At 63.6% G+C, this 22,650-nt stretch carries 20 protein-coding genes; 5 read left to right on the top strand and 15 right to left on the bottom strand.

Annotated features, from left to right (window positions below; all coding sequences use genetic code 11):
• Position 1: 1 nt before the first annotated feature.
• The 5 genes from mrdA to Q0603_RS12140 all read right to left on the bottom strand — a co-directional run bounded on the left by mrdA (position 2) and on the right by Q0603_RS12140 (position 6,064).
• Positions 2–1,906 carry a penicillin-binding protein 2 gene (gene mrdA, locus Q0603_RS12120; RefSeq protein ID WP_298725984.1) on the bottom strand — a complete coding sequence of 635 codons (1,905 nt, stop codon included), beginning with the start codon at positions 1,904–1,906 and terminating at the stop codon, positions 2–4.
• A gap of 5 nt (positions 1,907–1,911) precedes the next feature.
• Positions 1,912–2,433: a rod shape-determining protein MreD gene (mreD, locus tag Q0603_RS12125; protein ID WP_298725986.1), complete on the bottom strand. Its 522-nt coding sequence runs from the start codon at positions 2,431–2,433 to the stop codon at positions 1,912–1,914.
• Between the two features lie 11 nt (positions 2,434–2,444).
• Positions 2,445–3,332, bottom strand: coding sequence for a rod shape-determining protein MreC (mreC, locus tag Q0603_RS12130; RefSeq protein ID WP_298725988.1), 888 nt, complete (start codon positions 3,330–3,332; stop codon positions 2,445–2,447).
• A 44-nt stretch (positions 3,333–3,376) separates the two neighbouring features.
• Positions 3,377–4,420, bottom strand: a complete 1,044-nt coding sequence (locus Q0603_RS12135) for a rod shape-determining protein (RefSeq protein ID WP_298725991.1) — start codon at positions 4,418–4,420, stop codon at positions 3,377–3,379.
• Between the two features lie 78 nt (positions 4,421–4,498).
• Positions 4,499–6,064, bottom strand: coding sequence for a 2-isopropylmalate synthase (locus Q0603_RS12140; protein WP_298725993.1), 1,566 nt, complete (start codon positions 6,062–6,064; stop codon positions 4,499–4,501).
• Positions 6,065–6,695: 631 nt separating this feature from the next.
• Here Q0603_RS12140 and Q0603_RS12145 point away from each other — a divergent pair.
• Together Q0603_RS12145 and Q0603_RS12150 are read left to right on the top strand one after the other, a co-directional pair.
• On the top strand, positions 6,696–7,436 hold the full coding sequence (locus Q0603_RS12145; protein ID WP_298725995.1) for an SDR family oxidoreductase: 741 nt from the start codon (positions 6,696–6,698) through the stop codon (positions 7,434–7,436).
• 31 nt (positions 7,437–7,467) lie between these two features.
• Positions 7,468–8,307, top strand: coding sequence for a hypothetical protein (locus Q0603_RS12150; protein WP_298725997.1), 840 nt, complete (start codon positions 7,468–7,470; stop codon positions 8,305–8,307).
• Positions 8,308–8,374: 67 nt separating this feature from the next.
• Here Q0603_RS12150 and Q0603_RS12155 read toward each other — a convergent pair whose 3' ends face one another.
• From Q0603_RS12155 to miaA, 5 genes are all read right to left on the bottom strand, one after another.
• Positions 8,375–9,556: a lipid-transfer protein gene (locus Q0603_RS12155; RefSeq protein ID WP_298725998.1), complete on the bottom strand. Its 1,182-nt coding sequence runs from the start codon at positions 9,554–9,556 to the stop codon at positions 8,375–8,377.
• A 110-nt stretch (positions 9,557–9,666) separates the two neighbouring features.
• Complete coding sequence (ilvC, locus tag Q0603_RS12160; protein ID WP_298726000.1) at positions 9,667–10,689, bottom strand: ketol-acid reductoisomerase; 1,023 nt, start codon at positions 10,687–10,689, stop codon at positions 9,667–9,669.
• Positions 10,690–10,742: 53 nt separating this feature from the next.
• Positions 10,743–11,258: an acetolactate synthase small subunit gene (ilvN, locus tag Q0603_RS12165; RefSeq protein ID WP_298726001.1), complete on the bottom strand. Its 516-nt coding sequence runs from the start codon at positions 11,256–11,258 to the stop codon at positions 10,743–10,745.
• Positions 11,259–11,290: 32 nt separating this feature from the next.
• Positions 11,291–13,075 carry an acetolactate synthase 3 large subunit gene (locus Q0603_RS12170; RefSeq protein WP_298726003.1) on the bottom strand — a complete coding sequence of 595 codons (1,785 nt, stop codon included), beginning with the start codon at positions 13,073–13,075 and terminating at the stop codon, positions 11,291–11,293.
• Between the two features lie 68 nt (positions 13,076–13,143).
• Positions 13,144–14,118 (bottom strand): tRNA (adenosine(37)-N6)-dimethylallyltransferase MiaA, encoded by a 975-nt coding sequence (miaA, locus tag Q0603_RS12175; RefSeq protein ID WP_298726005.1) that lies wholly within the window; start codon positions 14,116–14,118, stop codon positions 13,144–13,146.
• A gap of 53 nt (positions 14,119–14,171) precedes the next feature.
• On the opposite strand from miaA, the gene serB reads away from it, so the two are divergent.
• Positions 14,172–15,074 (top strand): phosphoserine phosphatase SerB, encoded by a 903-nt coding sequence (gene serB, locus Q0603_RS12180; protein ID WP_298726007.1) that lies wholly within the window; start codon positions 14,172–14,174, stop codon positions 15,072–15,074.
• Positions 15,075–15,200: 126 nt separating this feature from the next.
• On the opposite strand, the gene Q0603_RS12185 is transcribed toward serB, so the two are convergent.
• Positions 15,201–15,983: a 3-hydroxybutyrate dehydrogenase gene (locus Q0603_RS12185; RefSeq protein WP_298726009.1), complete on the bottom strand. Its 783-nt coding sequence runs from the start codon at positions 15,981–15,983 to the stop codon at positions 15,201–15,203.
• Positions 15,984–16,151: 168 nt separating this feature from the next.
• Between Q0603_RS12185 and Q0603_RS12190 the strand changes: the two genes are divergently transcribed.
• On the top strand, positions 16,152–16,787 hold the full coding sequence (locus Q0603_RS12190) for an ATP-dependent Clp protease proteolytic subunit (protein ID WP_298726011.1): 636 nt from the start codon (positions 16,152–16,154) through the stop codon (positions 16,785–16,787).
• A 67-nt stretch (positions 16,788–16,854) separates the two neighbouring features.
• Here Q0603_RS12190 and Q0603_RS12195 read toward each other — a convergent pair whose 3' ends face one another.
• The 3 genes from Q0603_RS12195 to hflK are packed head-to-tail and all read right to left on the bottom strand — an operon-like array spanning position 16,855 to position 20,461.
• The gene (locus tag Q0603_RS12195; RefSeq protein ID WP_298726013.1) at positions 16,855–18,345 is read right to left on the bottom strand and encodes a DegQ family serine endoprotease; all 1,491 of its coding nucleotides are present in this window, start codon (positions 18,343–18,345) and stop codon (positions 16,855–16,857) included.
• Positions 18,346–18,402: 57 nt separating this feature from the next.
• Entirely contained in the window at positions 18,403–19,296 is an 894-nt protein-coding gene (gene hflC, locus Q0603_RS12200; RefSeq protein WP_298726015.1) for a protease modulator HflC, read from the bottom strand.
• A 13-nt stretch (positions 19,297–19,309) separates the two neighbouring features.
• Positions 19,310–20,461, bottom strand: coding sequence for an FtsH protease activity modulator HflK (hflK, locus tag Q0603_RS12205; RefSeq protein ID WP_298726017.1), 1,152 nt, complete (start codon positions 20,459–20,461; stop codon positions 19,310–19,312).
• Between the two features lie 190 nt (positions 20,462–20,651).
• Here hflK and apbC point away from each other — a divergent pair, with 190 nt between their 5' ends.
• Entirely contained in the window at positions 20,652–21,797 is a 1,146-nt protein-coding gene (gene apbC / locus Q0603_RS12210) for an iron-sulfur cluster carrier protein ApbC (protein WP_298726019.1), read from the top strand.
• Between the two features lie 3 nt (positions 21,798–21,800).
• On the opposite strand, the gene Q0603_RS12215 is transcribed toward apbC, so the two are convergent.
• Positions 21,801–22,646, bottom strand: coding sequence for a protein-methionine-sulfoxide reductase heme-binding subunit MsrQ (locus Q0603_RS12215; RefSeq protein ID WP_298726021.1), 846 nt, complete (start codon positions 22,644–22,646; stop codon positions 21,801–21,803).
• Positions 22,647–22,650: the final 4 nt, after the last annotated feature.

Here is a 22,650-nt window from a genome sequence, read left to right on the forward strand (position 1 = left end):
CTCAGCCTCCGCCCTTCAACTCGGCAGCCGCGGTGGTGACGCCCGGTACCGAGCGCTCCTTGCGCGAGGGATCGCGCTTCTGCACTTCCAGCATGATGTCGCGCGCGATCGGCGCCGCCGCCGTGGAGCCGCCGCCGCCGTGCTCGACGATTACCGCGCAGGCATAGCGCGGCGCGTGGATCGGCGCATAGGCGACGAACAGCGCGTGGTCGCGCTCTTCCCAGGGCTTCTCCTCGTTCTTGCGCACCCGGGTCTCGCGTTCCAGGCGGCTGATCCGGCGCACCTGGGCGGAGCCGGTCTTGCCGGCCATGGCATATTCGGCCAGCGTGATGCGGGCGCGCTGCGCGGTACCGCGCGGCGGCGAGGTGACGCGGATCATGCCTTCCTGCGCCAGTTCCAGATATTCGCGCTTGATGCCGAGCGACGGCCAGCGGTCCTTGGCCAGCCGCTGATCCGGCTCGGGCCCAAAGGTGGCGCTGGGCCGCACGATACGCGGTTCAACAGCATATCCGCCGTTGGCAATGCGCGCAGCCATCACGGCAAGCTGCAGCGGCGTGGCCAAAACGTAGCCCTGCCCGATGCCGGTGATCAGGTTCTCGCCCGGATGCCAAGGCTGGTTCAGGGCGGCGCGTTTCCATTCGCGCGTCGGGATCAGGCCCCTGCGCTCGCCGGTCACGTCCAGGCCTGTCACCGCGCCCAGGCCCAGCTTCTTCGCGACTTCGGCGATCTTGTCGACGCCAATGCGGCGCGCGGCTTCGTAGAAGAAGATGTCGCAGCTTTCCTCCAGGGCGGAGACGACATTCATGGCGCCATGGCCACCCTTCTTCCAGCAATGGAAGCGGGTGTTGCCGAATTCCATATGGCCCGGACAGAAAACGCGGGTGCTGGCATCCACCGCGCCGGCCTCCAGCGCGGCGATCGCCACCGCCATCTTGAAGGTGGAGCCGGGCGGATAGGTGCCCTGCACCGCCTTGTTGATCAGCGGCTTGAACTTGTCGCTATTGAGCTGGCGCCACTGGGCCTGGGTGATGCCGACATTGAACCAGTTCGGATCGAAGCCGGGATTGGATACCAGCGCCAGGATGTCGCCGGTATGGACATCCATCACCACGGCGGCGCCGCTTTCCTCGCCGAAGCGCTGCATCGCCATGCGCTGCAGCTCGGCATCGATGGTCAGCACCACATCGTCGCCGGGCTGGCCGTCGTAACGGGTCAGCTCGCGGATGGCGCGGCCATAGGCGTTGACTTCCATCTGGCTGTGACCGGCGCGCCCGCGCAGGCGCTCGTCATAGACTTTTTCCACGCCGCTCTTGCCGATGCGGAAGCCCGGCAGCTCGAGCAAGGGATCGTCGCCCTGGTCGCCTTCCGACACCGCGCCGACATAGCCGACGACATGGGCGAAATCGGGCCCGAAGGGATAGTCGCGCGTCTCGCCCACATCGAGCTGCACGCCCGGCAGATCCGGACTATGCAGATTGACCTTGGCGAAGTCGTCCCAGGACAGATTCTCGGCCACCACCACGGGTACGAATTTGCGGCGGCGCTCGATCTCGCGCTTGACCCTTTGTTTCTGCACCTCGTCGACCTGGATCAGTTCCGCCAGGGCGGCCAGGGTGGCATCGACATCGCGGGCCTGTTCAGCCACGATCAGCACACGATAGTTGCGGCGGTTGCTGGCCAGCTCGATGCCGTAGCGGTCGAGAATGCGGCCGCGGCGCGGCGGCAGCAGCCGCATGTTGATGCGGTTTTCCTCGGCCAGCAGCGTATATTTGTCGGATTCCAGAACCTGCAGGTAATACAGCCGGCCCGCCAGCACGCCGAACAGGGCGAGCTGCGCGGTGCCCAGCAGCAGGGCACGCCGCGTGAAGACGGCTTTCAGATCGTTGTCGCGGCGATTGATGGCCATGGCGTTCAGATCGGCGCGAGTGAGCGCAGATAGCGGCGCTCAAGGCGACTCAGCAGCCAATAGATAGCGGGATAAATCGCAAGCGAAAGGCCCCATTGCCCGATCAGGGGCAGAACCGGCAGCAAAGTCCAATGCAGCAGGCACACAACAGCCCAGCCGCCCGCCGCGGTGACCGTGGCGACGAGGGCAAAGCCCGACCAGTTCACCAGGAAGGATGAGCCGAGGAAAATCCGGCGCTGCGACACGCCAAGCGCGTGCACCAGCAGCAGGATCAGCGTATTAAGCCCCAGCGGGCCGCCGCCAAGCAGGTCGAGAAACAAGCCAATCAGCGCAGCACCCAGCATGGTCATCAGATCGGCGCGGAAGATGCTCCAGTAGAAAACCGCCATCAGGGCCAGCGCCGGGGCCACGGCGCCGAAATGCGGCAGACCGAGCGGCAGAAGGCCGATCAGGACCAGCACGAGGCTGCTCAGGAGCGGCAGCAGAGCGCGGGCGCGGCGGCTAGCTTGCCCGAGCAACGCAGACATCGGCCCGCCTCCTAGCGTTGCTGCTGCGGCGGCGAAGCCAGCAGAACTGGCTCGTCGGTTTCCAGCCTGGTTTCGTCGAACTGCATGATGCGCAGGAAATCGAGCCGCCCGATATCCACGAAGGGCCGCACCCGGGCCGCGCCATCGGCCAATGAGATCACTTCGCCCACCGGGATGCCGGCGGGGAACTGGCCGCCGTCGCCCGAGGTCACGACATGCTGGCCGATCGCCAGCTTGGCATGGCCGGGCAGATATTCCAGCTTGGGAAAGGGCGAGTTGTCGCCGGTCAGCACCGCGCGATGGCCGCCATCCTGCAGCATCACCGGCAGACGCGAGTTCAAGTCGGTCAGCAGCAGGATGCGTGCAGCGCGCTGGCCCACTTCTGCGACGCGGCCGGCATAACCGCCCGGGCCGATTGCCGCCTGCCCCTTCTTCACGCCGTCCTGGGCGCCGACATTGACCAGCACCGAGCGCACATAGGATCCGGCGCCGTCAGCGATCACGCGGCCGGTGACAAAAGTCTGGCTGATATCGGGGCCGGCCGCGAGCAGCCGCCGCAGGCTGGCATTGTCCTGTTCCAGCCGACGCGCGACCTCCTGCCATTGCAGCAGACGGGCATTCTCGGTGCGCAGGCGGAAATTCTCCTCATGGACATAGAGGATGTCTTCCACCCAGCCGACCATGGCATTGATCGCCGCCACCGGCTGTGCGATGGCGGAAAGCACCGGCTCGACAATATCGGCGACGAAGGCGCGGGTGCGCTCGACCAAGGGGCGGTCGATGCGGCCCAGCAGGATCAGGCCGATGGCAGCGCCGAGCAGCAGCAGGAACGCGAAGCGCTGCAGCAGCAGCCGAAACGGCGCCGCGATCCATGCACTGCGTCCCGACCGTCTCGTCATGTGCCCCCGCGATGCCCTCCGGTTTGCCTATTCGACCGATGCGATCAGTAAGGCGGGTTGTACAGAACGTGCTTGAGCGTCTTCATCTCTTCCAGCGCGCGGCCGGTGCCCAAAGCCACGCAGGACAGCGGCTCGTCGGCAATCGAAACCGGCAGGCCGGTGGCATGGCGCAGCACGAGGTCGAGATTGCCCAGCAGCGCGCCGCCGCCGGTGAGCACGATGCCCTTGTCGACGATGTCGGCCGCCAGTTCCGGCGCGGTATGCTCCAGGGCGACCTTCACTGCCTCGACGATGGCACCCACCGGTTCGGCCAGGCTTTCGGCGATCTGGCGCTGGTTGATCACCAATTCCTTCGGCACGCCGTTCATCAGGTCGCGGCCCTTGATCTCCATGGAGAGGCCATTGCCGTCTTCCGGCGGCGCGGCCGAGCCGATCTGCTTCTTGATGCGCTCGGCCGAGGCCTCGCCCACCAGCAAGTTATGATTGCGGCGGATATAGGCAATGATGGCTTCGTCCATCTTGTCGCCGCCGACGCGCACGCTGCGCGAATAGACGATGCCGCCGAGCGAGAGGACGGCAACTTCCGTGGTGCCGCCGCCGATATCGACCACCATCGAGCCGGTCGGCTCGGTGACCGGCAGGCCGGCACCGATGGCGGCAGCCATCGGTTCCTCGATCAGGAAGACGCGGCGCGCGCCGGCGGATTCCGCAGAATCCATGATGGCGCGGCGCTCGACCGCGGTGGAGCCGGACGGCACGCAGATGATGACCTGCGGCGAGGCAAAGCTACGGCGGTTATGCACCTTGCGGATGAAATGCTTGATCATTTCCTCCGCCACTTCGAAGTCGGCGATGACGCCGTCGCGTAAGGGGCGGATGGCCTCGATGTTGCCGGGGGTACGGCCGAGCATCTGCTTGGCCTCGTCACCCACCGCGAGGACCTGCTTCTTGCCGCGGTTATTGGTGATGGCGACCACGGACGGCTCGTTCAAAACGATGCCCCGGCCCTTCACATAAACCAGCGTATTGGCCGTGCCGAGGTCAATCGCCATGTCGGCCGACATGAATCCCATCAAACGCGAAAACATCGAGTAGTCACCTCACCGAAAACGTTGCGCCGTTATCGCTTTCGCACCGGAGCAGCGCAACCCCCAGCCCCCGTATTTTCAGGCGCTCAATGCTGCCGGCGCGGTCTTCTCCCGCTTCACCAGCAGCTTGTTGAGCGCATGGATATAAGCCCGGCAGGACGCCACCAAAGTATCGGCATCCGCCGCCTGCCCATTCACCGTCTTGCCCGCCTCTTCCAGCCGCACCGTCACCTCGGCCTGCGCATCCGTGCCCTGGGTCACGGCATGGACCTGGTAGAGCTGCAGGTTGGCCTGGTGCGGGAACAAGGCCTTGATCGCATTGAAGGTGGCATCGACCGGGCCGTTGCCGGTCGCCTTGACCGCCTTGAGCGCGCCGTCGATCTCCAGCTCCAGTTCGGCGGTCTGCGGCTCCTTCGAGCCGGCAACCACCTGGAGCGAGACGAAGCGGATGCGGTCGTTGCCATGGCTGACCGTGTCGTCGACCAGGGCGATGAGGTCTTCGTCGAAGACCTCCTTCTTGCGGTCGGCCAGATCCTTGAAGCGGCCGAATGCATCGTTGAGTTGATTCTCTGCCAGACGGAACCCGAGTTCCTCGAGCTTCTTGCGGAAGGCATGGCGGCCGGAATGCTTGCCCATCACCAGGGTCGAGCGGTTCAGGCCAACCGATTCCGGCGTCATGATCTCGTAGGTGCCGGCATGCTTCAGCATGCCGTCCTGATGGATGCCGCTTTCATGGGCGAAGGCATTGGCGCCGACGATGGCCTTGTTGGGCTGCACGACGAAGCCGGTGACCGCCGAGACGAGCCGCGAGGCCTTCATGATCTCGGTGGTCTTGATGTTGGTCTCATAGGGCATGGCGTCGCCGCGGGTGCGCAGCGCCATGACGATTTCTTCCAGCGCGGCATTGCCGGCGCGTTCGCCCAGGCCGTTGATGGTGCATTCCACCTGGCGCGCGCCGCCGATCACGGCCGCCAGCGAGTTCGCCACCGCCAGGCCGAGGTCATTGTGGCAATGCGCGGAAAATCTGGCCTTGTCGCTGTTGGGGACGTTCTCGATCAGGTAGCGCATCAGCGCCGTGTATTCTTCCGGGATCGTGTAGCCGACCGTATCCGGCACGTTGATGGTCGTGGCGCCAGCCTTGATCGCGCTTTCGATCAGGCGGCAAAGGAATTCGCGGTCCGAGCGCGTGCCGTCCTCGCAGCTCCATTCCACGTCGTCGCACAGGTTGCGCGCATAGGACACGCTGTCGATCACCGCCTGATGGACCTGCTCGGGGTCCATCTGCAGCTTGTATTTCATATGCAGCGGCGAGGTGGAGATGAAGGTGTGAATGCGCGCCTGCTTGGCGGGCTTTAAAGCTTCCCAGGCACGGTCGATATCCTTGCGGCCCGCGCGGCTGAGGCCGCAGACGATGGAGTTGGTGACGCGCTTGGCGATTTCATGAACCGCTTCGAAGTCGCCGTTGGATGCGATGGGGAAGCCGGCCTCGATCACATCGACGCCCATGCCTTCCAGCACGGCGGCGATCTTCAGCTTCTCTTCCAAATTCATCGAGGCGCCGGGCGATTGTTCGCCGTCGCGCAGGGTGGTGTCGAAAATGATTACGCGGTCGCGGCCGCGCGCCTGTTCCGGAGCATTAGCCATAATACACCCTTCCCTCGGGCCGCCCTGGGGTCTCCGCCGGCTGCCACGCCCGATTTCGCCGTCGTTTCCGTAGCTTAACCATAGTGTACACGCTTCGGCCGGGTCCAATCAAAGGGCGAAAAACATCACGGGGTCAAAAACTTACCCGGTCACTCTCCGATAGCATGCTTAAAAGAGGGTGAATGACTACCGCTGCGCGACGTTAAGAAGCGGTTATCTGGAAAGTGGCAGAAAACCAGGATCGATCGCGCCCAGAGGTGGAAAATCTCCTCAAAATGGCGGTCAAAGCGGCCCGCCGGCTTCATTTGCAGGCGATCATCCCCCTCCCCCGCCTGTTGGGGGGAAGCCCCGCGCCGGCCAAGGCGATCCTTTATGCCGCCGCAGCCGCCAGAGCCCCGCCCGGCCCCTTGCCCGCGCCGGCAGGCCCGGCCCATCGGCGCGTCGCAAGCTGGCGCAACTGGAAGGCTACCAGCCGCGAGCTTTCTGGTCCTGCAGCAGACCGTCACGGGCATCGTCATAGAGTCCGCCATCGTCATCGAGCAGCTCTGACGCATAGCCGCCTGCCCCGGCGTAAACTCGCCAGCCGCAAAGAGCCCCGCTAACCTGCCTCTCAGAGTCGAGGGAGGACAGCATGACGGCTTGGCAGCAGGCATTGGATTTCAGCGGCAAGACGGTTCTCGTCACCGGCGGATCGGATGGCATCGGCTATGGCGTGGCGCGCGCGTTTGAAGCGCTTGGCGCGAAAGTGTCGGTGACCGGCACGCGCGAAGCTTCGGCCTACGATCAGGATTTCAGCGGCCTGGATTTCCATCGCCTTGATGTGTCCGATCCGGCTTCCGTCAAAGCGGTGACGGCGAAGTTCGATGCGCTGGATGTTCTGGTGAACTGCGTCGGCATCGTCCTCTACAAGGGCCAAGAATTCGAGCGCGAGCATTTCGCCCGCGTGGTCAATGTCAATCTCACCGGCGTGATGGATCTTTGCACCAGCCTGCAGCCCGCGCTGGCGAAACGGCAGGGCTGCATCGTCAATCTCGATTCCGTGGTGACCGAGCAGGCGGCGCGCAACAATCCGGCCTATTCGGCCAGCAAGATCGGCCTGAAGCATCTGAACAAGGCGCTGGCGATGAAATGGGGCAAGCAGGGCATTCGCGTGAACGGCGTCGGGCCCGGCTTCGTGCCGACCAAGATGACCGCCAACCAGAGCAGCCCGGAAGCCATCTCCGCCTTCAATGCCAAGCTGCCGCTGGGCCGCACCGGCACGCCGGACGACATCGCCGGCGCGGTGCTGTTCCTGGCTTCGCCGCTGGCGGCTTACGTCACCGGCCAGTCGCTGCTGGTCGATGGCGGATTGACGCTGCTGGGCGCCTTATAAAATACATTTCTCTACCCTTCCGATTCGCACCATGCGCTTCGACTCCGCCTTTGTTCGCAGCCCTCAGAGGCTGGCACGCTGGATGTACGACAATACCGGGCTCAGTTTCGACCAGATTGCCGAATATTGCGGACTGCATTCTCTTGAGATTCGTGCCATCGCTAACGGTGAGTTTCGCGACCTTGGGCCTGACATCAATCCGCTGTTTCTCGGCATGCTTAGTCAGGCCGAGATCACACGGTGCGAATCCGATGTGACGAGCCGTCTGGCATTGCGTGCGGACTGGTTGAGCAAACCGCCCCAAATTGACAGCTATACGGAGGCCGACACGGATTCTGACGATCGCGTCATATCGGCAGACGTTGTAAAGCTGTTTTACCTTTACTACGGGCGAAATGCATGGCACTCAACTTGGACAGAGTGGTATCGGGAGGATGGCAGTTTTCACGTCAGCTATAATGCCGCCTGTGATGCGGCGGAACGCTGGCGGGTTCAGGGGAGCACATTCTATCTGACGGAGATACCCGCGCTGTCCTTCCGCTCAAACGGACTTACGATACTGGTATTTCAGACCAGCAATTCCGACCGTCTTGACCAGTTGGACAGAGAACCAGGAATTGCTCCGCACTACGCGAAAGCACTCTATGATTTTTGGGAGGATCTTCCAGACTGGATTCTGGTTAAGGCCATGAGGGGAAACTACCTTCTACCTCAGCTTCAGCCCGGACAAACGCTGCAATCCTATAAATCCGAGGCTCGACCAGGACAGATGAAGTGGCACCCACGTAGACAAAAGCCTTTCGACGGAAACAGCTTTGTCACATGGGCAAGCATCTACAATCGCCGATTGGCGGCGGAAGCGACCACCTGAGGTCAGTTCATCCCATGCACCGCCTCCAGCCGTTAGAACATTTCGATCATTAAAATGAGGTTTCTCGTCAGGCGCGCTGATACAGCGTCACCACGCAGGCGCCGCCAAGGCCCAGATTATGCTGCAGCGCGAGGCGCGCGCCTTCCACCTGCCGCGCTTCCGCCGTGCCACGAAGCTGATGCGTCAGCTCGTAGCATTGCGCAAGACCGGTGGCGCCGAGGGGGTGGCCTTTCGAAAGCAGTCCACCGGATGGATTGGTGACGACCTTGCCGCCATAGGTGTTGTCGCCATCTTCGACGAAGCGCTCGGCCTCGCCGTCGGCGCAAAGCCCCAGCGCCTCGTAGGTGATCAGCTCGTTATGGGCAAAGCAGTCATGCAGCTCGACCACGTCGAGATCCTCCGGTCCGATGCCAGCCTGCTCATAGACCTTATCGGCGGCCGCGCGGCTCATATCGGCGCCGACCACCTGCATCATGTCGCGCGCCTCGAAAGTCGAAGGATAATCCGTCGTCATCGCCTGCGCGGCGATGCGGATATCGCTGCGCAGGCCATGTTTGGCGGCGAATGTCTCCGATACCAATAGGGCCGCCGCTGCGCCGCAGGTCGGCGGGCAGGCCATCAGGCGCGTCATCACGCCGGGCCAGATCACCTGCGCGTTCATCACGTCATCGACGCTGACCTCCTGACGGAACAGCGCCAGCGGATTGTTTTTGGCATGGCGGCTCGCCTTGGCGCGGATGCGCGCAAAGGTCTCCAGCCTGGTGCCGTATTTCTGCATATGGCTTAAGCCCGCGCCGCCGAAATAGCGCAAGGCGAGCGGAATGTCGGGCTGCCCGACGATATCGTCGCAGACCTTGTCGAATTCCACAAAGGGGCTGGGGCGGTCCTGATAGACCGAGCCCAGAGCGCCGGGCTTCATCTGCTCGAACCCGAGCGCAAGCACGCAGTCGGCCGCGCCGCTTTCGACCGCCTGCCGCGCCAGGAACAGGGCCGTCGAGCCGGTCGAGCAGTTGTTGTTGACGTTGATCACCGGAATGCCGGTCATGCCGACGCGATAGAGCGCCTTCTGGCCGCAGGTGCTGTCGCCATAGACATAGCCCGCATAGGCCTGCTGCACGGCATCGTAGCCAATGCCTGCATCCTTCAGCGCCAGCCTGGCCGCCTCCGCGCCCAACTCGTCATAGGGGGCAGAGGCGCCGGGCTTCGCGAACGGAATCATGCCGACGCCGGCGACAATGACTTTGGCCATGACGTTTCCTCCTGCTGTTTTGCGCGAAGTCTACGGCAGATGCGGCCTGGCACAAACGAAAACGGCCGCCGGATTGCTCCGGCGGCCGCTGACGCAACGTCCTTGCGGACTTAGTTCGAGCGGTCCTTGTCGACCAGCTTGTTCTTGGCGATCCAGGGCATCATCGCGCGCAGCTTGGCGCCGACTTCCTCGATCGGATGCGCAGCCATCTTGGCGCGGATGGCCTTGAACGAGGTCTGATTGACCTTGTTCTCCAGCATCCAGTTGCGAGTGAAGCGGCCCGACTGGATGTCTTCCAGAACGCGCTTCATCTCGGCCTTGGTCTCGGCGGTGATGATACGCGGGCCGGTGACGTATTCGCCGTATTCGGCGGTGTTCGAGATCGAGTAGTTCATGTTGGCGATGCCGCCCTCGTAGATGAGGTCGACAATCAGCTTCACTTCATGCAGGCACTCGAAATAGGCCATCTCCGGCGCATAACCGGCTTCGACCAGCGTCTCGTAGCCCGCCTTGATCAGCTCGACCAGACCGCCGCACAGCACCGCCTGCTCGCCGAACAGGTCGGTCTCGCATTCCTCGCGGAAGGTGGTCTCGATGATGCCGGCGCGGCCGCCGCCGATGGCGGAGGCGTAGGACAGCGCGATTTCCAGCGCGTTGCCCGAGGCATTCTGATGCACGGCCACCAGCGAGGGTACGCCGCCGCCCTTGAGGTATTCCGAACGCACCGTATGGCCAGGGCCCTTCGGCGCGATCATGAACACGTCGAGATCCTTGCGCGGCTCGATCAGGTTGAAGTGGATGTTCAGGCCATGCGCGAAGGCAAGCGCGGCGCCTTCCTTCATGTTGTCGCGCAGGTCGTTGTTCCACAGGTCCGACTGGCCCTCGTCGGGCGTCAGCACCATGACGACGTCGGCCCATTTCGCGGCTTCAGCCGGGGTCATCACCTTGAAGCCGGCCTCTTCGGCCTTCTTCACGCCGGCCGAACCCTTGCGCAGGGCGACAGCGACATTCTTCACGCCGCTGTCTCTCAGGTTCATTGCATGGGCGTGGCCCTGGCTGCCATAGCCGACGATGACGACCTTTTTGCCCTTGATCAGGTTCAGGTCCGCATCGCGGTCGTAGTAAACGCGCATTGTCGTATCTCCTCGGGACTGCGTCGTTGGTTATTTCAGTTCAAAACGGCAAATCACATCGCCTGGGCGCCGCGGCTGATCGCGACCACGCCGGTGCGCGACACGTCAACCAGACCAAGCGGCTTCATCAGTTCGATGAAGGCGGAAATCTTCTCCGGCGTGCCGGTCAGCTCGAAGACGAAGGATTCGATGGTCGAGTCCACGGCGCGCGCCCGGAAGATATCGGCTATGCGCAGGGATTCGACGCGTTTCTCGCCGGTGCCGGCCACCTTGATCAGCGCCAGTTCGCGCGCGACATGCGGCCCTTCGACGGTCAGATCGTGCACGCGATGCACCGGCACCAGGCGGCCGAGCTGGGCCTTGATCTGCTCGATGACGTTGGCAGGGCCGGAGGTGACGACCGTGATGCGCGACAGATGCGCGGCATCGGAGACCTCGGCCACGGTCAGGCTTTCGATATTGTACCCCCGGCCGGAGAACATCCCGACGACGCGGGCCAGGATCCCCGGCTCGTTGTCGACCAGCACGGAGAGGATATGGGATTGGATCGGCTGCTTAGGCGCGGACATGATCTTGAGCTTTCGCGTATTTTCTAGCGGCCTCAGACGAGAGCCATGCCTTCTTCACTGACGGTGGCGGAATCGCCGCCGCCCTCTTCCGCGACGATCATTTCGTTATGCGCCGCGCCCGAAGGCACCATGGGGAAGCAGTTCTCCGTCTTGTCGACAGCAACATCGACGACCACCGGACGGTCGATGGCGATCATCTCCTTGATCACGCCATCGAGATCGGCCGGATCGGTGCAGCGCAAGCCGACGCAATGGAAGGCCTCCGCCAGCTTGACGAAATCAGGCAGCGCTTCTGAATAGCTCTGCGAGTAACGGCCGCCATGCAGCAATTCCTGCCACTGGCGCACCATGCCCATATATTCGTTGTTCAGGATGAAGACCTTCACCGGCAGGCGATACTGCGCCGCCGTGCCGAGTTCCTGGATGTTCATCAGGATCGAGGCCTCGCCGGCGATATCGACCACCAGCTTGCCCGGATTGCCGATCTGCACGCCGACCGCAGCCGGCAGGCCATAGCCCATCGTGCCCAGGCCGCCCGAAGTCATCCAGCGGTTCGGCTTGTCGAACTTGTAGAACTGCGCCGCCCACATCTGATGCTGGCCCACTTCCGTGGTGATGAAGGTGTCGCGGTCCTTGGTCAGCTCGTACAGGCGCTGGATCGCCTGCTGCGGTTTGATGATCTTGGGATCGGTCTTGTATTTCAGGCAGTCGCGGGCACGCCACTGATCGATCTGCTGCCACCAGGCATCGAGTGCCTTGCGGTTCGGCTTGTAGCCGCCCTGCTTCCAGGCAGCGATCATCTGCTCCAGCACCTTGCAGGCATCGCCGACGATGTTGAGATCGCAGCGCACCGTCTTGTTATGCGAGGACGGATCGATGTCGACATGGATCTTCTTCGATCCCGGCGAGAAGGCATTCAGGCGGCCAGTGATGCGGTCATCGAAACGGGCGCCGATGGCGATCATCACATCGCAATCGTGCATCGCATGATTGGCTTCCCAGGTGCCATGCATGCCCAGCATGCCGAGGAACTGCTTGTCGGTGCCAGGATAGGCGCCCAGGCCCATCAGAGTGTTGGTGATCGGGAAACCGGTCAGCTTGACCAGTTCGCGCAGCAATTCGGACGCGCGCGGACCGGCATTGATGATGCCGCCACCGGTATAGAAGATCGGCCGCTCGGCTGCGGCCATCAAGGCCACCGCTTCCTTGATCTTGGCCTCATCTCCATCGACGCGCGGGCGATAGGTCTTGTGCTTCACATTCGCCGGACCGGTATAGGGCCCCTGCGCGACCTGGATATCCTTCGGCAGATCGATCACCACCGGACCCGGACGGCCAGTCGTCGCAACATAGAAGGCCTCATGGACGACGCGGGCGAGATCGTTGACGTCCTTCACCAGATAATTGTGCTTGGTGCAGGGCCGGGTGATGCCGGTCGTGTCGCATTCCTGGAAGGCATCGCTGCCGATCAGATGCGTGGCGACCTGACCGGTCAGGCAGATCACCGGAATGGAGTCGAGCAACGCATCGGTCAGGCCGGTAACGGCATTGGTCGCGCCCGGACCGGAAGTGACCAGCACCACGCCGGGCTTCCCGGTGGAACGCGCATAGCCTTCCGCCGCATGAACCGCGCCCTGCTCATGGCGCACCAGCACATGGCGGATCGCGTTCTGCTTGAACAGCGCGTCATAGATCGGGAGTACGGCGCCGCCAGGATAGCCGAAAATGACCTCAACCCCCTGATCGATGAGGGCTTTGATCACCAATTCGGCGCCGGACATCTGTTCGGCCGGCGCAGCCTGCTTACCGGACTGCATAACGCACCATTCTCCTAAGGGAAGTCGTTTCGACGGCAGAGAGGCCCCGGCCGCGAAAGGCGGCCAACCTAAACGCCGCCTCCGCGGGCGGTCAATAGGTATCTCACAATGAATGGAAAGATTTCCACCTCAGGGTTGAAATTTTCTTGCCGCCCAAGATCGTTTTCCACAACCAGGTCCGGCCGGAACTGGTGCCGGAACCAGGTGGTCTGGCGTTTAGCGTAGTGCCGGGTGTTGGCCTGGGCAATCCGAACGGCTTCGTCCAGCCCGATTTCGCCTTTCAGGTGGCGCATAAGTTCCGGTAATCCATGGGCTTTCAGCATCGGTGCGTCGGGCGGCAGGTCGGTCCGGGCCAGCACCGCGCGGGCCTCGTCCAGCGCGCCGGCCTGCACCATCGCCTCGAACCGGCGGTCAATCCGGGCGTAAAGCGCAGCCCTCGGCGGCTGCAGCAGCAGCTTGAAGACCGGATTGGGCAAGGACGGCGCGGCCGCCTCCTTCTGCCAGTCCAGCAGGCTGCGGCCGGTGCCGGCGACAACCTCATAGGCGCGAACCAGGCGCTGGCTGTCGCCGGGCTTCAGCCGGGCGGCGCTTTGCGGGTCGCGCTCTGCCAGCGCCTTATGCAGACCGGCCGGACCGAGGGTTTCGAGCAGCTTGCGCGCCTCCGCCCTGGCTTCATCCGGGATCGGCGGGATTTCAACCAGGCCTTCGAGCAGGCTGCGCAAATACATGCCAGTGCCGCCCAGCAGGATCGGGATCCGGCCGGAGGAAGCCGCTTCGGCGATGGCCTCAAGCGCCATTTCCCGCCACAGCGCCGCCGTACCATGCGCCGCGCCATCCAGTACCCCATAGAGGCGATGCGGCACCTGCGCCATCTCCTCGTCGGTGGGACGCGCGGTGATCACCCGCAGGTCGCGATACACCTGCATGCTGTCGGCGTTGATGATCATGCCCCCGATCTTCTCGGCAATGGCGATTCCCAGCGCCGACTTGCCGCTGGCGGTGGGACCCGCAAGGATGATGATTGGAACGAATTTGGTGTCCATACGGAGGGTCAGCCCGGGTTGCGCCGCCCCTTCTACAGTCCTAGAACAGATCAATGCAAAATATTCTGACGCTGATCACCGCCCCCCATAACGCCGTATTGACGCCAAAACTGGCCAATGCCGTGCGCGATGCCCTGGCTTTGGCGCGGGGCAAGGTCGGTCCGGCGGATTGGCTGGACCAGGGCGTGGCCTGCGACATTCCCTTCGACAATGTCGCCCCCGCCGAGGCCGAAAAGGCCGCCCGCGTGGCGCTGCGCGGCGCCCCGGTCGACATCCTGGTGCTGAAGCCGGAGAACCGGCGCAAGAAGGCGCTGGTTGCCGATATGGAATCCACCATCATCCGCAACGAGATGCTGGACGAGATCGCCTTCGAGGCGGATATCGGCCCGCAGGTGGCGGAGATCACCCGCCGCGCCATGAACGGCGAGATCGATTTCCACGGCGCGCTGCGCGAGCGCGTCGGCCTTCTGAAAGGCCAGCCGGCAACCTTGCTGGAAAAGGCGGGCGAACGGATCAAGCTGATGCCGGGCGCGATGCAGCTTCTGCAGACGCTGAAGGAGAATGGCGTCTATACCGTGCTGGTTTCCGGCGGTTTCGACTACTACACCGTGCCGATAGCCATGAAGCTCGGCTTCGACGATCAGCAGGCAAACCATATGATCATCGAAGACGGCGTGATCACCGGCGCAGTGCGTGAGCCGATCCTGGGCCGCGAGGCCAAGCTGGAAGCCTTGCAGCGCGTAGCGCAAGAGCGCGGCATCAGCCTGGACGACTGCATCACCGTCGGCGACGGCGCCAATGACCTCGACATGCTGCGCGCCGCCGGCCTGGGCATCGCCTTCCATGCCAAGCCGAAGGTGCAGGAAGCAGCGCGCTTCAACGTGCGCCATGGCGATCTGACGGCCTTGCTCTATGCGCAGGGCTATCGCCGCGACGAGATCGTCGGGCGCGGTTAGCGGTACAAAAAGCATCACCTGTAAAAAAAGCGTCCCCCCGCGGACTTGATTTCGCGGGTCTTTCGCCGTTCTGGGCAAGATGCCCGGCCCAGAAGCGTTACCTGGGCCCGGGCATGACGATTAGCCTTACCGGGCGGTCCAGCCACCATCGATGGCGATGGCCGTGCCGGTGATCGACTTGGCCATCTCGCCGCAGAGGAACAGTGCCAGCGCGGCAACTTCCTCGATCTCGATGAATCGCTTGTTCGGCTGCGATGCCAGGATCACCTCGCGGATCACCTTGTCGCGCGGCATGTTATGCACCTTGGCCTGATCGTCGATCTGACCCTCCACCAGCGGCGTGCGCACATAGCCCGGGCAGATCGCATTCACCGTGATGTTGGTTTCCGCCACTTCCAGCGCCACCGACTTGGTGAAGCCGATCTGGCCATGCTTGGCCGAGACATAGGCCGACTTGAACGGCGAGGCGACCAGGCCATGCGCCGAGACGATGTTGATCACGCGGCCCCAGTTCCTCTTCTTCATGCCCGGCAGGGCCGCCTTGGTGGCGTGGAAGGTGGAATTGAGGATGATGTTCTGGATCGCCGACCATTTCGCCTCGGGGAATTCGTCCACCGCAGAGACGAACTGGATACCGGCATTGTTGATGAGGATGTCGATGCCGCCGAAGGCGTCCTCGGCCTTCTTGATGAAGCCCGCAACGGCCTCGCCCTGGCTCATATCGGCACCGTCGTAGAGCACCTTTACGCCGGCCTCCGCCGCCAGGCCGGCCCGGGTCTTTTCGATCTCAGCCGCGTCGCCGAAGCCGTTCAGCATCACGTTGACGCCTTCCTTGGCGAGCGCGCGGGCGATGCCGAGCCCGATACCGCTGGTGGAGCCGGTGACGACGGCAGACTTGCCTTTCAGCATGGGCGACCTCATCTCTTGGGGAGCGAAAACGGCCAAAAGCGTAACGGAAACGCCCCGGCCGGACCAGTATCAGCCCCGGATCGGCCACCGGCCAAAGCAGCCTGAGCCTTGCAAGCCCCCTGCCCCCATGGGATACCAATTGAGCCCGTTCCAAGGAGTTTTCCGCGCATGCTGAACCCCACCAATCATCGCAATCTGGCCGTCATGAACGAGGACGAGCCGGAGAAGAATGGCGAGGCCGAGAAGGTCCGCGAGAAGTCGGCCGGCATCGAGGAGCGCCTGTTCAAGGCCCGCACCATCCTGATCTATGGCGGCATCGACCAGAAAGTGGCCAAGGACGTGTCCGCCCGCCTGCTGGCCCTGCAGGCCGAGGGCGATGATCCGATCACCATCTTCATCAACAGCCAGGGCGGCCATGTCGAGTCGGGCGACACGATCTACGACATGATCAAGTTCGTGAAGCCGGAAGTCCGTGTCGTCGGGACCGGCTGGGTGGCCTCGGCCGGTGCGCTGATCTACGTGGCGGCGAAGAAGGAAAACCGCTTCGCCCTGCCCAATACCCGCTTCCTGCTGCACCAGCCGGCGGGCGGCGCGATGGGCCCGGCCTCGGATGTCGCGATCCAGGCCAAGGAGATCATCCGCATGCGCCGGCGCCTGAACGAGATTTTCGCCCGCGAGACCGGCCAGCCGATCGAGAAGATCGAAAAGGATACCGACCGCGACTTCTGGATCAGCGCCGAGGATGCCGTCACTTACGGCCTGGTCGGCAAGATCGTGCAGAACGTCACAGAAATTCCGGGCTGAAAATCCGACATCTCTGAAAACAAAAGGCCGGCTCAAAGCCGGCCTTTTTATTGGCTGATGCTGCCAATTACGACTTCAACGGCACCGGCACGAAGCGCGGTTCGCCGCCGCGCTGGATCTGCAGCAACGCCACCTTGCGCTTCGCATCCTTCAGCGCCTTCAGCATCTCGGTGACGTCGTCCGGCGTGCGGACTTCCGACTGCGCCACTTCAATGATCACGTCGCCGACACGCACATCGCGCTTTGCGGCCGGGCCTTCCGGATCGACATCGGTAACCACCACGCCTTTGACGTCGTCCTTGATGTTGTGCTGCTGCCGGAGCTCCTTGGTCAAAGGCGACACCCGCAGGCCAAGGTCAGCCAGCTCGGTTTCGTTGCGGCCAGCCTTCGGGCGGTTCGCATTGCCGTTCTTGCCTTCCTCTTTTGCCGAGGCCATCGCCGTCTCAAGCTCGCCAAGCGTGGCCTTCACGGTGCGCTTCTTGCCCTTGCGCATGACCTCGACATTGACGGTGCGCCCAACCGGCGTTTCGGCCACCGCGCGGGTCAGCGCATTGGTGGTCGCGACCGGCTTGCCGTCGAGGCTGACGATGACATCGCCGGATTCGATCCCCGCCTTCTCGGCCGGGCCGCCGGGCACGACCTTGGCGACCAGCGCGCCGCGCGCCTTATCGAGGCCCAGAGCCTCCACCATCTCTTCGGTCACCGACTGGATCTGCACGCCCAGCCAGCCACGGCGGGTGCGGCCGAATTCGATGAGCTGCTGCACCACCGGACGGGCGAGATTGGCCGGCACGGCAAAGCCAATGCCGATCGAGCCGCCCGACTGGGAGAAGATCGCAGTGTTGATGCCGATCACCTCGCCATTGCGGTTGAACAGCGGACCGCCGGAATTGCCCTTGTTGATCGAGGCGTCGGTCTGCAGGAAATCGTCATAGCGACCGGCATTGATGTCGCGGCCGCGCGCCGAGATGATGCCCGCCGTCACCGTGCCGCCAAGGCCGAAGGGATTGCCGATCGCCAGGGTCCATTCGCCAACGCGCAGCTTGTCGGAATCACCCCATTTGATCGCCCTGAACTCGCCGTTCTTCGGCTCGACCTTCAGCACGGCGATATCGACTTCCGGATCGCGGCCGACGATCTTGGCTTCCAGTTCAGTATTGTCATGCAGGATGACGCGCACCTGATCGGCCTCGGCGATCACGTGGTTGTTGGTCACCACATAGCCGCGCGGATCGACGATGAAGCCCGAGCCCAGCGAGGAAACCTGACGCGGCGGACGGTTGCCCTCGCCGCGCTGCTGACGCTCGAAGAAGTCCTTGAAGAATTCCTCAAACGGTGAGCCGGGAGGGAATTGCGGCATGCCGTCGGGCAGGCCGCGATTCTGCAGCGTCTGGGTGGTCGAGATATTGACCACCGAAGGCAGAAGCTGCTCGGCCAGATCGGCAAAGTCGCCCTCCGGCGGCCGCGCCTGGGCGGCCGCGCCGATCAGGATGACGAACAAAAGTCCGGCCGTTGCAGCGCAGGCGCGGATCAACCGCAATTGCATGGTCGCTTTCATCTTCCAACCTCCTCGCCGCCCGGACGGGCGGCGACCGTTACGCGTGCTTCCTGCCGCCTATCGCTGGGCGGGAGAACGACGAGGCGTGCCTGCCGGATTCTCGAAATACCGGAAGAAATCCGAATCCGGCGACAGCACCATGGTCGTGTCGCTCTGCTGCAACGCCTTCGAATAAGCCTGCAGCGACCGGTAGAAGTCGTAGAATTGCGGATCGCGGCTGGCCGCCTCGGCAAAGATGCGGGTGCGTTCGGCATCGCCTTCACCGCGCAGGATTTCCGACTTGCGGCGGGCCTCGGCCAGCAGCACGGTGCGCTGCCGTTCGGCTTCGGCGCGGATGCGCTCGGCCAGCTCAAAGCCGGTGGCGCGCTGCTCATTCGCCTCACGCTGACGCTCGGTCTGCATGCGGCGGAAGATCGCCTGGCTGATCGCATCGGGGAAGTCGGCGCGCTTGACGCGCACATCCACCACCTCGATGCCGAGGCGCTGGGCGTTCTCCTGCAGGCTGCGGAAGACCTGCTGCATCGCCGACGGGCGGTCGCCCGAGATGATCGACACAGCATCCAGCTTACCGAAGGCGCCGCGCAGCGCGTTGGCCACGCTCGGCGCCAAGCGGCCGCGCAGGCCGAACTCGTTGCGGACGGTCTGATAGAACAGCAGCGGATTGGTGATGCGATAGCGCACGAAGCTGTCGACCACCAGGCGGCGCTGGTCGCTGGTCAGCACTTCTTCCGGCTGGGCGTCGAGGCCAAGGATGCGCTTGTCGAAATAAACGACATCCTGGATCAGCGGGATCTTGAAGTTCAGGCCGGGCTCGGAGATGACGCGGCGTGGATCGCCGAACTGCACGACGAGGGCCTGCTGCGCCTGATGGACGGTGAATACCGATCCCTTGACGATGAAGCCAAGGACCACCACCACGATGACGAGGAGAGTGAGCAACGAACGGTTCATGGCTTGCCCTCCCTTAGCGCGCGTTCTGCTGCTGCTGCGGCTGCGCCGGCGGCGTCTGCCGTTTCTGCAGCTCGGTCAGCGGCAGATACGGTACCACGCCGCTGCCGCCCTGATTGTCGATCACCACCTTGGTGGTGCCACGCAGGATCTGCTCCATGGTCTCCAGATACATGCGGCGCGTCGTGACGTCCTTGGCCTGACGGTATTCCTCATAGACCTGGCTGAAGCGGCTCGCTTCACCCTGGGCATTGGCGATCACTTCCTGCTTGTAGGCTTCCGCCTGCTGCAGAATGCGCTGCGCCTCACCGCGGGCACGCGGGATAATGTCGTTGCGATAGGCTTCCGCTTCGTTCTGCGCGCGCTCGCGGTCGGCCTGGGCGGCCTGCACGTCGCGGAAGGCGTCGATCACCGAAGCCGGCGGCTCGGTGCGCTGCAGCGCCACCGAATTGATCACCACACCGGCATTGTAGCTGTCGAGAATCTGCTGGATCAGTATTCGGGTATCGTCAGCCACCTTGGTGCGGCCATCGGTCAGGATGAACTGGATGTTGTTCTTGCCGACCACTTCACGCATGGCGCTTTCGGCGACCTGCTTGATGGTGCGCGAGGGATCGAGCACGTTGAACAGATACTGGCCGGCGTCGCGCACCTGCCACAGCACCGTGAAGTCGATATCGACGATGTTCTCGTCGCCCGTCAGCATGAGGCTTTCCTCGGGCACGTCTCGCGTCTGCACGCCGCGATTGGCGCTGTCGCCGAGCGAGCGAAAGCCGATCTCCTCGCGGTTGACGGTGGTCACCTTCGGGGTCAACACGCTGTCAATCGGCCAGGGCAGGCGATAGCGCAGGCCGGGCTCGGTGACGGCATGCACCTTGCCGAAGCGCAGCACCACACCCTGCTCGTCCGTGTCGACGCGGTAGAAGCCGGTGCCGAGCCAGATGGCGAGCGCCACCAGGATCAGCAGCAGAATGCCGCGGCCGGAAACGTCACCGCCGGGCAGGAGATTGCGGAAACGGTCCTGTCCTTTGCGAAGGAGTTCTTCCAGGTTGGGAGGTGTGGGTCCGCCGCCGAAACCGCCGCCAGACCCTCCGCCACGAGGGCCCTGTCCCCAAGGTCCACGGCCACCGCCGCCTTGCCATCCCCCACCTTGATTGCTCCAGGGCATCCTGTCGTCCTTCTTCTTTTACTGAAAATTGTGGCGCCCTATCCCCAGCGCCTGCGCATTTTTGGCCAGCGAATTGCCCAGACCGACTGCCTGCGATATATCCGACCCTGATATATCAAGCGTTTGGCGTCGACCGAGCCTTGCCCAGCTAACTGCCGACAATATTGGAACTTTTGCGGGAATTTCAAGCATGACCGAGGTTACGGAGGCGCAGATCCTGAACGCGCTGCGGCAAGTCGTAGATAACGAACATGGCAGGAATGTGGTGGATCTGGGCATGGTGTCCGGCCTTGTCATCAAAGGCGGCAATGTCGGATTCGTCCTCGAAGTCCGCCCGGAGGAAGGCCCACGCAAGGAGCCTTTGCGCAAGGCCTGCGAGCAAGCCGTCGCAGCACTGCCCGGCGTGACCTCTGCCACCGTGGTTCTGACTGCCGAGCGGGTCGGCAAATCCGAAACTGCCCGCCCCGCTGCGCCGCATGGCCACGGACCAAGCCGCGGCAAGCCGGGCGCCGAGCCGACGGTCGGTCCCCGCCCCGCCATTCCCGGCATCAAATCGATCATCGCGGTCGCTTCCGGCAAGGGTGGCGTGGGCAAGTCGACCACGGCAGTGAACCTCGCTCTGGCGCTGGCGCAGACCGGACGCAAGGTCGGGCTGCTGGATGCCGATATCTACGGCCCGTCGATTCCGCGCATGCTGGGCATCACCGGCAAACCGCATTCGCCGGACGGCAAGCACCTGCATCCCATGCAGGGCTGGGGCATTCCCTGCATGTCGATGGGCTTCCTGGTGCCGGAGGATACGCCGATGATCTGGCGTGGTCCGATGGTGATGAGCGCGCTGGAGCAGATGCTGCGCGACGTCAGCTGGGGCGAATTGGACGTGCTGGTGGTCGACATGCCGCCCGGCACCGGCGATGCGCAGCTTACCATGGCGCAGCGCGTGCCGCTGGCCGGCGCCGTGATCGTCTCGACGCCGCAGGACATCGCACTGCTGGATGCGCGCAAGGGCCTGAACATGTTCCGCCGCGTCGACGTGCCGGTGCTCGGGATCGTCGAGAATATGAGCTATTTCTGCTGCCCGAATTGCGGCCATCGCAGCGAGATCTTCGCTCATGGCGGCGCGCGCAAGACGGCCGCTGAACTCGGCTGCGATTTCCTCGGCGAACTGCCGCTCAATATCGCGATCCGCGAAACATCCGATGCCGGAACGCCGATTGTCGCCAGCCAGCCCGACAGCGAGGAAGCCAAGGCCTATCTGGCGATTGCCAGGCAGATCGGCGACAAGCTGGATCGCGACGGCGCTGCGCCCAAGATGCCGCGCATCGTCATTCAATAAATATCACTCAGCCGCCGAAGGTGCTGGCCGCGAGAGCGGCCAGGCCTGGCGTGCCCAGGCCAATGCAGCAATCGCCAGCCCCACTGCAAAAACCCACCAGGCGGGCGCGATGCGGAAATCGAATTGCAGATTGGCCGCAAGAACCTGCTCGACCGGTATCTTCGTGAAGCCGAAATACCAGCCCGCCTCGATGACGACAGTTGCCAATCCAGCAATTGCCGAAAGCGGAAGTGCATGCCAGGGCTTCTGCATCGCGCCGAAAGCGTAGGCGATGCGGTAGCCGAACATCCAGGCCAGCAGGCCCAGATGCAGGATCGGCGCGGTCATATCGCGCTTGCTTTGCAGCAGGTAATGCACCAGGGCAAGGACAGCGATGGCATAAACGATGCGGTGCAGCCTCTGCCAGTTCCTGCCGCCCATCCGGCGGATCGCGCTATCCGTGGAGGTCACGCCAAGGGCGATCAGACCGCATAGCGCAGCAAAGCCGATGGTGAGATAAATCCGGCTGGCGATCTCGGTTGCCACCTTGCTCAGCAGAAAGCCCTGATCCCCGGCATAAAGCGTCAGGTGCAGCAGGGCATAGAACAAAGCGGCCAGGCCGATCTGCCGCCGCAGGGTAATCAGCTTCGGCCAGCGCAGCAGGCGGCGCAGCGGCGTGATCGCCAGCGAGATCAGCAGGAAACGCACCGCCCAAAGCCCTGCCCGGTGCAGGGCTTCGTCATAGGGACGCGGCCCAAGATTCTGCATCAGCGCATCCCAGCCGATCCACACGGCGGGCAGGCACAGCAGAAGGAAGCAGGTGAGCTTCAGCGGCGAGACAGCGCCGTTGCGTTCGGTCCAAGGAAGCATGGCC

The organism is uncultured Ferrovibrio sp., assembly GCF_937960835.1.
Lineage (GTDB): Bacteria > Pseudomonadota > Alphaproteobacteria > Ferrovibrionales > Ferrovibrionaceae > Ferrovibrio.

What these genes read in the sequence shown, in the direction of transcription:
- mrdA (WP_298725984.1), bottom strand. Translation starts at nt 1,906, where the DNA reads ATGGCCATCAATCGCCGCGACAACGATCTGAAAGCCGTCTTCACGCGG.
- mreD (WP_298725986.1), bottom strand. Translation starts at nt 2,433, where the DNA reads ATGTCTGCGTTGCTCGGGCAAGCTAGCCGCCGCGCCCGCGCTCTGCTG.
- mreC (WP_298725988.1), bottom strand. Translation starts at nt 3,332, where the DNA reads ATGACGAGACGGTCGGGACGCAGTGCATGGATCGCGGCGCCGTTTCGG.
- Q0603_RS12135 (WP_298725991.1), bottom strand. Translation starts at nt 4,420, where the DNA reads ATGTTTTCGCGTTTGATGGGATTCATGTCGGCCGACATGGCGATTGAC.
- Q0603_RS12140 (WP_298725993.1), bottom strand. Translation starts at nt 6,064, where the DNA reads ATGGCTAATGCTCCGGAACAGGCGCGCGGCCGCGACCGCGTAATCATT.
- Q0603_RS12145 (WP_298725995.1), top strand. Translation starts at nt 6,696, where the DNA reads ATGACGGCTTGGCAGCAGGCATTGGATTTCAGCGGCAAGACGGTTCTC.
- Q0603_RS12150 (WP_298725997.1), top strand. Translation starts at nt 7,468, where the DNA reads ATGCGCTTCGACTCCGCCTTTGTTCGCAGCCCTCAGAGGCTGGCACGC.
- Q0603_RS12155 (WP_298725998.1), bottom strand. Translation starts at nt 9,556, where the DNA reads ATGGCCAAAGTCATTGTCGCCGGCGTCGGCATGATTCCGTTCGCGAAG.
- ilvC (WP_298726000.1), bottom strand. Translation starts at nt 10,689, where the DNA reads ATGCGCGTTTACTACGACCGCGATGCGGACCTGAACCTGATCAAGGGC.
- ilvN (WP_298726001.1), bottom strand. Translation starts at nt 11,258, where the DNA reads ATGTCCGCGCCTAAGCAGCCGATCCAATCCCATATCCTCTCCGTGCTG.
- Q0603_RS12170 (WP_298726003.1), bottom strand. Translation starts at nt 13,075, where the DNA reads ATGCAGTCCGGTAAGCAGGCTGCGCCGGCCGAACAGATGTCCGGCGCC.
- miaA (WP_298726005.1), bottom strand. Translation starts at nt 14,118, where the DNA reads ATGGACACCAAATTCGTTCCAATCATCATCCTTGCGGGTCCCACCGCC.
- serB (WP_298726007.1), top strand. Translation starts at nt 14,172, where the DNA reads ATGCAAAATATTCTGACGCTGATCACCGCCCCCCATAACGCCGTATTG.
- Q0603_RS12185 (WP_298726009.1), bottom strand. Translation starts at nt 15,983, where the DNA reads ATGCTGAAAGGCAAGTCTGCCGTCGTCACCGGCTCCACCAGCGGTATC.
- Q0603_RS12190 (WP_298726011.1), top strand. Translation starts at nt 16,152, where the DNA reads ATGCTGAACCCCACCAATCATCGCAATCTGGCCGTCATGAACGAGGAC.
- Q0603_RS12195 (WP_298726013.1), bottom strand. Translation starts at nt 18,345, where the DNA reads ATGAAAGCGACCATGCAATTGCGGTTGATCCGCGCCTGCGCTGCAACG.
- hflC (WP_298726015.1), bottom strand. Translation starts at nt 19,296, where the DNA reads ATGAACCGTTCGTTGCTCACTCTCCTCGTCATCGTGGTGGTGGTCCTT.
- hflK (WP_298726017.1), bottom strand. Translation starts at nt 20,461, where the DNA reads ATGCCCTGGAGCAATCAAGGTGGGGGATGGCAAGGCGGCGGTGGCCGT.
- apbC (WP_298726019.1), top strand. Translation starts at nt 20,652, where the DNA reads ATGACCGAGGTTACGGAGGCGCAGATCCTGAACGCGCTGCGGCAAGTC.
- Q0603_RS12215 (WP_298726021.1), bottom strand. Translation starts at nt 22,646, where the DNA reads ATGCTTCCTTGGACCGAACGCAACGGCGCTGTCTCGCCGCTGAAGCTC.